Source organism: Desulforadius tongensis, from assembly GCF_016907915.1.
GTDB classification, from domain to species: Bacteria; Bacillota; Desulfotomaculia; order Desulfotomaculales; family Desulfohalotomaculaceae; genus Desulforadius; species Desulforadius tongensis.
Genome location: NZ_JAFBCW010000004.1, coordinates 37,105 through 50,433, shown reverse-complemented (window position 1 = coordinate 50,433; position 13,329 = coordinate 37,105). Strand labels below are relative to the sequence as shown.

Here is a 13,329-nt window from a genome sequence, read left to right as displayed (position 1 = left end):
TTATGTTAATTAAAATGGGAGGTTGAAAATTGGATAAAGTTGTCATTACCACTCCGTTAACCGATGACGTTGTTCAAAAGCTGCGCATAGGGCAGCAGGTCTTAATTAATGGCAGAATATTTACCGGCCGCGACGCCGCCCACAAGCGCCTGGTTGAACTGCTGGCCAACGGTAAACCGCTGCCGGTGGATTTTACCGGGCAGATAATATACTACGTCGGTCCAACTCCGGCCAAGCCGGGACAGGTAATTGGAGCGGCAGGGCCCACCACCGCCGGTCGAATGGATGCCTATACCCCTCAACTGTTGGAACAGGGATTAAAGGGAATGATCGGAAAGGGAAAGCGTTCTCCCGAGGTCATTGAAGCGATAAAAAAACATAAAGCGGTATACTTTGCTGCCATTGGCGGGGCTGCAGCTTTAATCAGCAAAAAAATTAAGTCGGCTAAAGTGATAGCTTATCCGGAACTGGGACCGGAGGCAATTTATGAGCTGGAAGTGGAAGATTTTCCGGCCATTGTTGTTAATGATGCCTTTGGTGGGGACTTGTATCAAGAGGGAACAAAAATTTACGCCGTGGAATAGATGCCGAACCCATTAGCAAGGGGGTATAAAATGCAGCTACAACGTACCGTTACCAAAAGTGCTAAAGCAGCGTTATTTTACGACCTGGTTGAATTGTTAACGGGTTTGTATTTGGTGGGATTTCTATTTAGCCATTTGATTTTTGAAAGCAGTATAGTGCTGGGTAAGGAGGTATTTAATAATCTTTCCCGGGCACTGGATGAAAATTACCTGCCTTACATTGGTATACCTCTAACAGTTATTGTATTCTTTACTCACTTTTTAGCGGCCGGAAGGCGAATTCCCACCGGCTTTGAAGAACAAAGGATAATTTGGCAGCACGCCAGGATGTTAAGGCATTTTAATACCTGGACCTGGTTAGTACAGGTTGTTTCCGGTATGGTCATTTTAATACTGGGTTCTATTCACATGTGGATAGTTATTACCGGCTGGCCCATTGAAGCCGGCAGCAGTGCGGCCCGTGTTCAATCGGGGTATATATGGTTTTACATTCTTTTATTATTATCAGCGGGAGTTCACGCCGGCGTCGGCTTATACAGGCAGTTTGTCAAATGGGGTTGGTTCCCGCGAAAACCGGTTGGAATACTGGTCGGTACTGCCAGCGCTTTAATTATTATTCTTGGTTTTCTTACTCTCTTGGCCTTTGTTCAATTAGGAGGTATATCATGAACTCTCATATCACTGACGTTATAGTAATAGGAGGAGGCCTGGCGGGAGAGCGGGTGGCCATCGAAGCAGCCATGCACGGCCTAGATGTTATAATATTAAGCCTCGTTCCTCCCCGCCGCTCCCACAGCACTGCAGCCCAGGGAGGGATGCAGGCGGCACTGGGCAACTGCGCCATGGGCCGGGGAGACAGCCCGGATGTGCACTTTAAAGATACCGTTAAAGGTTCGGATTGGGGCTGTGACCAGGATGTGGCCCGGTTGTTCTGTGAAACAGCCCCTGTTGCGGTGCGGCAAATGGCCTATTGGGGAGTTCCCTGGAGCAGGGTTGTGGCCGGAAAGAAAACTCTGCCCGACGGCAGAGAAATAGAAGACTTAAAAGAATACCAGGGTTTAATTGCCGCCCGGGATTTTGGCGGTACCGCCAAGTGGCGCACTTGTTACACCGCCGACGGCACCGGTCACACATTACAATATACCATGGACAGTATAGTTATAAAGCTGGGTATTAAAGTTCACGACCGCATGGAAGCGGTGCGCCTGATTCACAACGGGGAAAAATGCTTAGGCGTGGTGGCCAGGTGTCTTAGAACGGGCCAGTTACATACGTATATAGCCAAAGCCACTGTAATTGCCACCGGCGGGTACGGTAGGCTGTACGGGGCATCAACCAATGCAGTAATTAATGAAGGAAGCGGGATGTTTCTAGCCCTGGAAACGGGTGTTGTACCCCTGGGCAACATGGAAGCGGTTCAGTTTCACCCCACCGGCCTGGTTCCGGTATGGATATTGATTACCGAAGGGGCCAGGGGTGACGGCGGTTATTTGTTGGATAAAAACAAGCACCGGTTTATGCCGGACTATGAACCGAAGAAAAAAGAGTTAGCTTCCAGGGATGTTGTGGCCCGCCGTATGATGCTGCATATCTGCAAAGGCTATGGTGTGGAAAGCCCCTACGGTCAGCACCTGTGGTTAGACATAAGACACTTGGGCGAAAAACATATCAATACCAATTTGCGTGAAATTGCTAACATATGTCGAAATTTTGCCGGTATTGACCCGGTTAAGGATCTAATCCCGGTTCGTCCCACCCAGCATTACAGCATGGGTGGTGTGCGTACCAATATTGATGGTGCCGCTTATGGATTAAAGGGCTTGTTTGCCTGTGGAGAAGCAGCCTGCTGGGATTTGCATGGTTTTAACCGCTTAGGGGGCAACTCACTGGCAGAAACTATTGTATCCGGTATGATTGTAGGTAAAAAGGCAGCCGAGTATGCCAAAGGCGCATCTTTGGAATACTCACACCAAACCGTCCAGCACCATTACCGTGTAATTAGTCAAAGAATAAAGGATTTGATATCTGGAAAACCGGGTAAGCAGCAGAAGGAAAATGTGTATGAATTAAGGAACCGGTTAGAGCAGGTACTGATGGAGCACGTGGGAATTTTCCGCCATGCAAAGGGTTTGCAGACTGCTGTAGAGACCCTACAGGAATTGTATCACCGTTCATTAAATATCGGCCTGCGTTCCAGCGGGAAGGGGGCCAGCCCGGAACTAAGTTCTGCCCTGAGGCTGCCCGGAATGATCAAGCTGGCGTTGTGTATTGCCTACGGGGGATTGAACCGCACAGAAAGCCGGGGCAGTCATTTCCGGGAGGATTATCCCCAGCGTGATGATAAAAATTGGCTGAAAAGGACACTGGCTTACTGGCATGAAGGTAAGGATTTACCGGAATTAAAATATGAGCCGGTGAAAATTACCGAGATACCGCCCGGTGACCGCGGTTACGGGGAATCTTCTTCGTCCGGCAAAGGAGGGACCTAAATTGGGCAGCAGGACACTAACCTTTAGTATATTTAGATATGATCCCCATACACCTGAAGTGGCACCTTACATGCAGTCCTTTAGTCTGGAAGAAACCGAGGGAATGACCGTTTTTGTAGCGCTGAACAAAATTAGAGAAACCCAGGACCCCTCTTTAAAATTTGATTTTGTCTGCCGGGCAGCCATTTGCGGTTCCTGCGGCATGCTTATTAACGGTCGTCCCACACTGGCCTGTAAAACGCTGACCAAAAATCTGCCCAATGTCATTACCTTAATGCCCCTGCCTGTTTTTAAACTGCTGGGTGATCTATCGGTGGATACCGGAACATGGTTTAGGCATTTATCATTAAAAACCGAGGCCTGGATTCACACCGAAAAGAATTTTAATCCCCAGGCCCGGGAAGAACGCATGGATAATGAAACGGCGCTGAAGATATATGAAGCAGAACGCTGTATTGAATGCGGCTGCTGCATCGCCGGTTGTGCCACTGCCAACATTAGGGATGATTTTTTAGGAGCCGCCGGGTTAAACAGAATAGCTCGCTTTATGGTAGACCCGAGGGATGAACGACCGGATAAAAAATACTTTGAAGTGGTGGGAAACAATGAAGGGGCTTTCGGCTGCATTGGATTGATGGCCTGTGACGACAACTGTCCCATGGAACTGCCGCTGCAGATGCAGTTGGCCTTTGTGCGCAGAAAGATGGCCCGTATCGGTTTGAGGCGATAAAAGTTATTTATTAGAAATACTATCATCCGGTAATTATATTTGTAGAAATAAAAATATGATTCCGGAGGTAGTATATGTATAAGCTGGAGGACGCACTGCATTATCACAGTATAAATAAAGGAAAGATTGAAATTAACAGCAAGGTGCCGTTAACTAACGATTATCACCTTACACTGGCTTATTCTCCCGGTGCTGCTGAACCGAGCATGAGAATATATAAGAACCCGGATATGGTTTACCGGTATACCAGTCGAGGCAATATGGTGGCAGTGGTAACAAACGGCACCGCTGTTTTGGGCCTGGGAAACATCGGCCCTTCCGCAGCGCTGCCGGTTATGGAGGGAAAGGCCCAGTTGTTTAAAACCTTGGCTGGTATTGATGCTTTTCCCATATTAATTAACAGCAGCGACCCGGATGAGATTGTGAAAACGGTTAAACTGCTGGAACCTACTTTTGGTGGTATCAATTTGGAAGATATCGCTGCTCCGGAATGTTTTATGATTGAAGAGCGGCTGAATGAGGAATTAAATATACCGGTTTTTCACGATGATCAGCATGGTACGGCAGTGGTAGTAATGGCTGCGCTAATTAATGCCTTGAAGTTAGTGGATAAAGCCCTGGATGCAATAAAGGTAGTGATAAACGGTGCCGGGGCATCAGCACTGGCCACCGCCCGTTTGCTGCTGTCAGCAGGGGTGAACAACATTATCGTTTGTGACAGCAGGGGTATTATCTACCCCGGCCGGGTAGAGGGAATAAACCGCTATAAAGCTGCAGTGGCCCGTCAAACAAACCCCACCGGGCATGGCGGCAAATTGGCTGATGCCCTGGTGGATGCAGATGTTTTTATCGGGTTATCCCGGGGAAATTTAATGGACGGTGTGATGGTAAAATCAATGGCCAGGGACCCAATCATCTTTGCCCTGGCTAATCCGGAACCGGAAATTAATCCCCGGCTGGCGGTATCTTCCGGGGCTAAAATAGTCGGTACCGGCAGATCCGATTACCCCAATCAAATAAATAACAATTTGGGCTTTCCCGGAATATTCCGCGGGGCATTGGATGTCAGGGCCAGTGAAGTAAATATGGAAATGAAGGTGGCTGCTGCCCGGGCCATAGCAGGTCAAGTATCAGATAAGGAATTATCCACCGGTTACATTATTCCCAAAACCATGGATCCGTGGCTTTGCCCGGCGGTGGCGGCAGCAGTGGCAGCGGCAGCTATGAAGACCAAAGTGGCCAGGGTAAAGGTGGACCCGGAAGAAATAGCCCGGCGTACCCATGAATTATTTCAAAAAAACACAAATTATGGTAAGTTATTAGCAGAAGAAATGGTACAATATAGAATGTTACAATAACAGTTAATTTTGGGAGGTCAAGATGAAAAGGAGAAATAAAATCACCATTATCGGAGCAGGTAACGTAGGAGCCACCTGTGCCCACTGGGCAGCATCCAAAGAGCTGGGGGACATAGTATTACTTGATGTGGTAGAAGGAATTCCCCAGGGGAAAGCGCTGGATTTAATGCAGGCAGCCCCCGTTGAGGGATATGACTGTCATATTACCGGCACCAATGACTACACAGATACCAAGGATTCGGATATTGTGATAGTAACCGCCGGTATTGCCCGCAAGCCGGGCATGAGCCGGGACGAATTGTTAAATACCAATGCCCAAATTGCAGTTAATGTGGCAGAAAATATCGCCAAGTACTCTCCTAACGCGTATGTAATCTGTGTCTCCAACCCTGTTGACGTTATTACTTACATAATTTATAAAACCACTGGTTTTGAATCAAACCGTGTTATGGGTATGGCCGGTGTACTGGATTCCGCCCGTTACCGTACCTTTGTGGCCATGGAATTGGGTATTTCCTTTGAGGATGTCAGCGCCTTTGTACTGGGTGGACATGGCGATGACATGGTGCCGCTGGTTCGCTATACTTATGCAGGAGGCATCCCCATTGAAAAACTAATTTCCAAAGAGCGAATTGATGCCATTGTAGAGCGTACCCGCAAGGGCGGTGCCGAAATTGTAGGTTATCTCAAGTCAGGCAGTGCCTATTATGCACCTGCCGCTTCCGTTGTTCAAATGGCTGAAGCAATTTTAAAAGATAAGAAGCGAATTTTACCTGTTTCTGCTTATTTACAGGGTGAATATGAAGAGCGGGATATTTTTGCCGGTGTCCCGGCCGTCATTGGCGGAAATGGGGTAGAAAAAATCATTGAAGTGGATTTAACCGCCGCTGAAAAAGCATCCTTACAAAAATCCTTCCAATCTGTACGCAATGTACTATCCAAAGTAGACCTTTAAAATATAATTGGCATGGCCTTATTAAAGCCATGCCAATTAACCAATTAGCAATCCCAGTCAAATTTTTACTAATAATTTTCTTTAAAGTTACATACAAAAAACTGCCAGTTAATATCGGACAAGGTAAAGATTTCTAAACATTTTTATGTATACTGAATACAGTATATCAAGATGGCTTGAATGAAAGGAGATATATTTTTATGGATAACTTCCGTCGTAAAGTAAAAGCCCGGAGAGTGTATGATAATCCAACGTTAGAAGAACTGCGGAAAATGGCCGTCCATGAAGAAAAGACCACCCAATACGGCAGTGCCAGTTATGTAACTGAAGTGCGCAATCGCAGTGCCAAACATACTTATATTGTTAACGCCGGGGAAGTGGAACTGGGTGTTGACCAAAAGGGAATATCTTTGGAAAAAGCCAATTCTATTGCCAATGCAGTTCACCGGTACCTTGAGGAAAAGGAGATAATTAAAATCGACAGGCAGATGGGGAGACATAACAATTTTAACCTGCACTGCCGGCTGTATATTACCAAAGATTATGCCCGAATTCCCCTGCAGTGGACCAACATGCTGTTTGAACCGCGAAATAAAAATGATGAGCCGGAGTTAGTCAGTATTTATGTTCCGGAGTGGCCCCAGAGAATTATATTTTGCCACCCGGAAGCAGGGGTAACCTATATATTAGGTACAGATTATTTTGGAGAGTGTAAAAAGTCTTTTTTGCGCAAGGCCATGTATAAATTTAAAAAACAGGGCGGCCTCGGTTTTCATGCCGGAAGCAAGGTGCTCAGGGTAAAAGACGGGGCCGGTCATTTAAAAGAAGTGGGATTTATTATGTTTGGCCTGTCAGGTACCGGTAAAACAACATTAACCATGCACGATCACGGCTTAACCGGCCAAGAAGGAGTGGCCATCCGGCAGGATGACGTAATTATGATGAATAAAAACGGGTACTGCTACGGAACGGAAAACGGTTTTTACATTAAAACCGACGGCTTAGATCAGTCCCAGCGGGTACTCTACAAGGCCGCCACTTCATCCCGGGCAGTGTTTGAAAACATTATGGTGGGGGATGACGGTATCGTTGATTTTAATAACTCGGAACTTACTTCCAATGGCCGTGGTGTAGTGCTGCGCAGTGAAGTGGAAGGTACGGACGATAAAATCGATTTAGAAAAAGCCCATCGCATAATTTTTATTACCCGGCGAAATGATATCGTGCCAGCGGTGGCTAAACTTACTCCGGAGCAGGCAGCTGCATATTTTATGCTGGGAGAATCAATAGAAACCTCTGCCGGTGATCCTGACAAAGCAGGACAAAGCAAGCGCTGTGTAGGCACCAATCCATTTATAATAGGTAAAGAGGCAGATGAAGGTAATCGTCTGCTGGAAATACTGCGGGCAAATCCTGATATGGAATGTTATGTAATGAATACCGGCAGTGTGGGCAGTAAACCGGGCCAGCCGGGAATAAAAATTACTATTCAGGATTCCACCAATATTATGAAACACCTGGCTAAAGGAAACATCAGCTGGGTCCATGACCCGGATTGGGGTTATATGGTTCCAAGGGAAGTACCTGAAGTAGACATGGATAAGCTTAACCCGGTTCAGTATTATACAAAAGAAGAATATCGAGAGCTGGTGGAAAAATTGCGTACCGAAAGACGCCGCTGGTTGGCCAAGTACAAAGGTTTAAATGCAGAAATATTACAGGCTATAGAAAAGTAGTTGTATAAAAATCCGGATCAGCTGGGTAAACTTAACATTATTAATTAGGGATAAAGGGATGAGAAAGGGGTTGCCCAGTTGAACAATTTTGCTTGGCAGGCAGCGAAAATCTTTCTACAGGCTGCTGCCCCCGTGCAGCAGTTGATTGATGATACGCCAGGTGACACCCATATTTTTCTCAACAATCAAGCAGTTAAAATTCTTTATAATGACGGCTACCATAAAATATCTAAATATTTGCGCAATTATCTCCAGGACATCAACCGGGGGGTTTTGTGGGCCGATAAAGGTTGGAAAAATTTTTCCCATTATCTAAACCCCTACACCGGTAAGGGTATCTGGCCATGGCCCAACGCCAAAAGCGAGTGCAACTATTACTTTAAAAAAACCATTAAATATTGGCAGAAGGGTTTGCTTGATAAATGCATGTTTTACCTGGGGGCAGCGGTCCACTTGGTGCAGGACATGTGCGTTCCCCATCATGCTCGCGGTGCTGCCTTATCCGGGCACAGTGATTATGAACGGTGGGTTCAACGCCATTATATGCAGTATGCCGTTAACCATAATGGCTTATATAATGCAGCAAATTCAGTTGACGAATGGATCAATATTAATGCTAAACTGTCCTGGGCATTTTTCCCTCAAGTTTGTAAGGAAACACCGGAAGCAAATTACCACCGGGCAACTTCTATTTTACTTACCCGGGCTCAACGCAGTACAGCGGGATTTATGCTGTACTTTATGAATACCATTACTAAAGTTTAAAAAAGGAATTCCGGCAAACGTCACAAAGGCCGCCGGCTTAAAACTGTAATATTTTCAGGGTAAAATGCTCCACTTTGTAGAAGTGGGGCATTTTTTGCTATTGACATATATTAACATCTGTGTTTAAGTTATATATAGATATAAATAATAATAATTATTATTTAGGAGATGATTGTTTTGACCATGTACGAAGATTATCTTAATAGATTAAAAAGTTCCGGTTATAAAATAACACCCCAGAGAAGGGAGCTGCTGAAGGCGTTATCAGCAAATAAAATGAAAACCGCCGAAGAACTGCATAATCAAGTTACATCCAACCAGCCGAACGTGAGCCTTGATACCATATACCGAAACTTACACTTACTGCAGCAGTTAAACATTATTTCTGAAATTAATCTGGGGGACGGGAAAAACAGGTTCAGGCTGAACAGCAGTTCCCATAATCATCACATGATCTGCATTAACTGCGGCCGCCTGCAGGAGCTAAACTTCTGCCCAATGGAATTTTTAGAAGATAAGATTGATAGTAAAAAATTTAAAGTAACCAATCACAGCTTTGAAATATTTGGTTACTGCAGCAATTGTTCGTAAATACTATAACAAACCTTTTTTATCAGATAAATTCATAATATGGAGGGGTTTAATGAAGGGGAGTCCCATTGTTGAACTGCAAAATGTTACCTTTAAATATTCTTGTCATGCCATACTGGACAACGTCAGCCTTACTATTAATGCCGGTGATGCTGTGGGCATCACCGGTCCCAACGGGGCGGGAAAAAGCACCCTCTTAAAGTTAATTCTAGGTAAATTGAAACCCTTAAAGGGAGATGTTAGATTGTTTGGAGTACCCGCAGCTAAATTTACTGAAAAATACCGGGTTGGTTATGTACCCCAAAATGCAGCTTCATTTAATCGCGATTTTCCCACCACTGTATTGGAAGCAGTAATTGCAGGTAGGACTGCCTGCCGCGGCCTGTTTAAGTCATTTAATGAAAAAGATTATGCTCTGGCTGAAGAAGCATTGAAAAATGTAGGATTATACCCGTTACGAAAACGCAGGTTATCTGAACTTTCCGGTGGGCAGCAGCAGCGGGTATTTGTAGCCCGGGCCGTTGTTTCCAACCCGGACCTGCTGATTCTTGACGAACCTACCGTAGGCATGGATGCTCAAGCTCAAATACAATTAGTTCAGCTGCTAAAGGAACTAAACACTAAACGGGGGCTTACTTTATTAATTGTATCCCATGAACTGGAGCTGATATCAACCATTATTAACCATCAAATATGCCTGGACAAAAAAATCTGTCACTGCTCGTGCTATACCGGAGAAAACAGCTCCATAAAAAACATAGACTGCAATAAGAGTGTGTGGGCTTACCAGTAAACGGGGGAGTTGGTAATGGAAATATTTCAGTATGGTTTTATGCAAAAAGCATTTATCATTGGGCTTGTGGTGGCCATAATCTGCCCTCTGATCGGGTTATTTATTGTTCTGAGGCGGATGTCTTTGATTGCCGATGCACTTTCACACATATCATTGGCCGGGGTTGCTGCCGGCTTACTTTCCGGCAGCAACCCGGTTCTCAGCGCATCACTGTTTGCGGTGGGCGGGGGGGTATTGATAGAAAACTTAAGACGGCGCTACAAGGGCTATTCGGAATTATCCATTGCTATTATGCTGTCGTCCGGTGTGGCACTGGCGGCAATACTGCTGGGCATAGGTAAAGATTTAAACGCCAACTTACTGACTTATCTTTTTGGCAGCATCGTAGTGAACAATAATACCGATGTAATAATTATATTGACCGCCGGTTTAGCAGTATTAATATTAACAACTTTGCTGTTCAAAGAACTTTATTTAATTACCTTTGATGAAGAAACAGCAGAAATAGCCGGCATTCCAGTGAAAACAATCAACATTGTTTTCACTGCCCTGACAGCACTAACCATTGCTTTGGCCATGCGCATAGTGGGAATATTAATGGTTTCATCATTAATGATAATTCCTGTGGCCACTGCACTGCAGCTGGCCAAAAGCTTTAAAACTGCTTTAATGTATTCCGTTACTTTTGGATTGATATCCGTTACGGCGGGGTTATACTTATCCTTTTACTTAAACTTACCGCCGGGAGGAACCATAATACTACTGGCAGTAGCTATATTGCTTTGTGTAATAGTAACTAAAAACATTAGTTCAAAGCAGTTGCATAACAAAAAGAATACCGGCAAAGCAACAGATTGGATATAAAGAGGCCTGCACAACAAGTGCAGGCCTCTTTATATCCAGTCCGCAATACCTGGAACGCTGACCAGTATTTACATAAAGGGAGTAACAGCTATTTGTCTAATTAATTACTTGGAGTAACAAGTTAACATAAAAAGGGAGGGATTGGGTGCATAGGCACATAAACGTTTTTTTGGTTGGGATGATGATGGCTGTATTTTTAGCATTACCTGCAAAACACGCTGCAGCAGCAACTTACACTGTGCAACCCGGAGATTCACTATACCTAATCGGTAAGAGGTATGGTGTTGCCGTTTCACAGTTACAGCAGGCAAACGGCATTAAAGGAACAACAATATATGTGGGACAAAAATTAACCATACCGGACGGTACCGGTGGAAGCGTGCACACTGTAAAAAAAGGTGAAACTTTATATCTTATCGGCCAAAAATATGGCGTAAGCTATAAAACGATTATGCGCGTTAACAACTTGAGCAGTGAAGTTATCTACCCCGGGCAAAAATTACGCATTCCCGGCAGCACCGCTGCCAACCGCGGTTCCGTTAATCGGCCCTCTGCCGGGGAAATGGACCTGCTGGCCAGGCTGATCAGTGCCGAGGCCCAAGGCGAGTCTTACAAAACTCAAGTTGCTGTCGGTTCTGTGGTATTAAACAGGGTAAAACATGAAAATTTCCCCCGTACCATTACCGGTGTTATCTATGACAAAAGCTACGGTTATTACCAGTTTACCCCGGTAATGAACGGTTATATTAACAACCCAGCCACAAGTTCTGCCCGCAAAGCAGCAGAAGATGCCGTTAACGGGTGGGACCCCACCAACGGTGCATTATACTTTTTTGAGTCCGACGTTAAAAACCCGTGGCTGCAGTCGAGACCCTTCGCAGCGAAAATTGGGGCTTTTACATTCACATATTAATTGCCTAGCCAGAAACCGGGTATAAATCCCGGTTTCTTTTATTTACATTGTTCATTATATCGTAAACCCGGTTGTAAATAGTAACAAAAAGGTTACAGTTTTAAGAAGTAAAATACCAATGTCAAATACCGGAACATTTCTTTAATAAATGGTATAATTAATATATAATTCATAACAAAAGCTAAAAATTTCAAGGTGCGGATTTTCTAAACTAATGGGGGTTGTTTATGCCCGGCAACTGGAACTTACTATGCAAAAGATTAAATATTGACAGCAGCACAATAGTTTTTGAGAAAAAGTCTTTACTCAATGATGCATTTTTAGGGCATTTATCCGGTGCCATGGTTCCAAAGACCCATGTTTATATCAGAAGTGATGTGGACCCCAGGCTGGAAGAATACATCAGGGCCCACGAATTATGTCATTACTACTTAATTTTTGAGCAGGGTTACTACTTTTTTTTAGATGAAAAGGGAACCGACGACCCGCTGTTTTCGCTGATTATGAGTTTTTCCCATCATTTTACAATAGATTGTATTTTAAAAGATTGTTTCTTTGATATTGAGCAGTGGCACCAAAAGCAGTATTTATATTGTACAAACGCAGCCCGAAACGGGTTTTCTTCAGATCTAGATGCGGTGGGAAAAACATTAAATTTAATTGAACTGGATTACTGGTTAAAAAATAATGCTGTTAAAAAGCTTAAAAAGTCCTTTATTAAACATAATACTAAATGTACCAAATTATTTCAGTTTGCCGAAAAAAATTTAAAAGAAATAATAAAAAAAGAGCTTTGTTTAAACCCCAAGGTTCGAAGGAAATAATAAGGGGCTTACATAAAGCACTAAGTTTACCAAAGGTTAAAATTTACTGTACAAAACTATATGCAGAAGAACTTTGATCTAAATTGGGCATTTATTGGTTCCGCTAATAAGTATTATGTAAACTAACGTGGATAAACCGGGGCTGCTGCCGGCAAAATAGCAGCAGCCTGCTTAAAATACCCGGATAAAAATTTGGTGATAACCCAGCTGTTGAAGGCCTTCATTAATTAACGGATAAAACTAATGATAAAACCAATCCGGTAAACTGGTATTTACCAAAACCCCCACCGGATTATATCCCTTATATAATTAACTGCATGATATGATCAACACTAAAATTCAAAACCAACTTAGGTATTATAAAAATACTAGCATTGACTAACTTGACTTAAAAACAACCTGTGAAGCTGCAGTTGAACATATCACTAGTATAAAGATATAAAGAATTGAAAGGTATAAATTCATATAATTAAGTATAGGTTTATTAGCTTTGGACAGTACTTAAACCCTTGGTAACCCTTGGTGGGGTGCAGATAACACAACTTCGCAAAATATATGTTTTGCGAAGTTGTGTTTAGGCGTATTTTGAGGTGCATATAACTCTTTTTTCACTGCATAACATTAACATTATAGTTTTTTATTACCTTCCCGATACACCTCGATTTTAGATCTTCCCTTCCCTGTCCGCTCCAGCTTCTCAAAAACGCCCGAGAAATTTACCCGGCTT

The 13,329-nt window shown here is 43.9% G+C and carries 13 protein-coding genes; all 13 read left to right on the top strand.

Annotated elements, in window-relative coordinates; genetic code table 11:
* Positions 1-29 precede the first annotated feature (29 nt).
* On the top strand, positions 30-584 hold the full coding sequence (locus JOC37_RS02440) for a Fe-S-containing hydro-lyase (protein ID WP_204615580.1): 555 nt from the start codon (positions 30-32) through the stop codon (positions 582-584).
* A 30-nt stretch (positions 585-614) separates the two neighbouring features.
* On the top strand, positions 615-1,253 hold the full coding sequence (locus tag JOC37_RS02435) for a succinate dehydrogenase/fumarate reductase transmembrane subunit (RefSeq protein WP_204615579.1): 639 nt from the start codon (positions 615-617) through the stop codon (positions 1,251-1,253).
* Positions 1,250-3,073, top strand: a complete 1,824-nt coding sequence (locus JOC37_RS02430) for a fumarate reductase flavoprotein subunit (protein WP_204615578.1) — start codon at positions 1,250-1,252, stop codon at positions 3,071-3,073. The genes JOC37_RS02435 and JOC37_RS02430 overlap by 4 nt, the downstream gene beginning before the upstream one ends.
* A 1-nt stretch (position 3,074) precedes the next feature.
* A complete protein-coding gene (locus tag JOC37_RS02425) occupies positions 3,075-3,803 on the top strand; it encodes a fumarate reductase iron-sulfur subunit (RefSeq protein WP_204615577.1) in 729 nt (242 codons plus the stop codon).
* A 74-nt stretch (positions 3,804-3,877) separates the two neighbouring features.
* Positions 3,878-5,161, top strand: coding sequence for an NAD(P)-dependent malic enzyme (locus JOC37_RS02420; RefSeq protein ID WP_204615576.1), 1,284 nt, complete (start codon positions 3,878-3,880; stop codon positions 5,159-5,161).
* Positions 5,162-5,183: 22 nt separating this feature from the next.
* On the top strand, positions 5,184-6,116 hold the full coding sequence (gene mdh, locus JOC37_RS02415; RefSeq protein ID WP_204615575.1) for a malate dehydrogenase: 933 nt from the start codon (positions 5,184-5,186) through the stop codon (positions 6,114-6,116).
* A gap of 200 nt (positions 6,117-6,316) precedes the next feature.
* The gene (locus JOC37_RS02410; RefSeq protein WP_204615573.1) at positions 6,317-7,852 is read left to right on the top strand and encodes a phosphoenolpyruvate carboxykinase (ATP); all 1,536 of its coding nucleotides are present in this window, start codon (positions 6,317-6,319) and stop codon (positions 7,850-7,852) included.
* Positions 7,853-7,930: 78 nt separating this feature from the next.
* A complete protein-coding gene (locus tag JOC37_RS02405) occupies positions 7,931-8,617 on the top strand; it encodes a zinc dependent phospholipase C family protein (RefSeq protein ID WP_204615571.1) in 687 nt (228 codons plus the stop codon).
* A 183-nt stretch (positions 8,618-8,800) separates the two neighbouring features.
* Positions 8,801-9,208 (top strand): Fur family transcriptional regulator, encoded by a 408-nt coding sequence (locus JOC37_RS02400; RefSeq protein WP_238480713.1) that lies wholly within the window; start codon positions 8,801-8,803, stop codon positions 9,206-9,208.
* A gap of 52 nt (positions 9,209-9,260) precedes the next feature.
* A complete protein-coding gene (locus tag JOC37_RS02395) occupies positions 9,261-10,001 on the top strand; it encodes a metal ABC transporter ATP-binding protein (RefSeq protein ID WP_207754859.1) in 741 nt (246 codons plus the stop codon).
* Between the two features lie 15 nt (positions 10,002-10,016).
* The gene (locus tag JOC37_RS02390) at positions 10,017-10,865 is read left to right on the top strand and encodes a metal ABC transporter permease (protein WP_204615567.1); all 849 of its coding nucleotides are present in this window, start codon (positions 10,017-10,019) and stop codon (positions 10,863-10,865) included.
* A 145-nt stretch (positions 10,866-11,010) separates the two neighbouring features.
* Positions 11,011-11,778 carry a LysM peptidoglycan-binding domain-containing protein gene (locus tag JOC37_RS02385; RefSeq protein WP_338017326.1) on the top strand — a complete coding sequence of 256 codons (768 nt, stop codon included), beginning with the start codon at positions 11,011-11,013 and terminating at the stop codon, positions 11,776-11,778.
* Between the two features lie 227 nt (positions 11,779-12,005).
* Positions 12,006-12,602: a hypothetical protein gene (locus JOC37_RS02380; RefSeq protein ID WP_204615565.1), complete on the top strand. Its 597-nt coding sequence runs from the start codon at positions 12,006-12,008 to the stop codon at positions 12,600-12,602.
* The last annotated feature ends 727 nt before the right edge of the window (positions 12,603-13,329 follow it).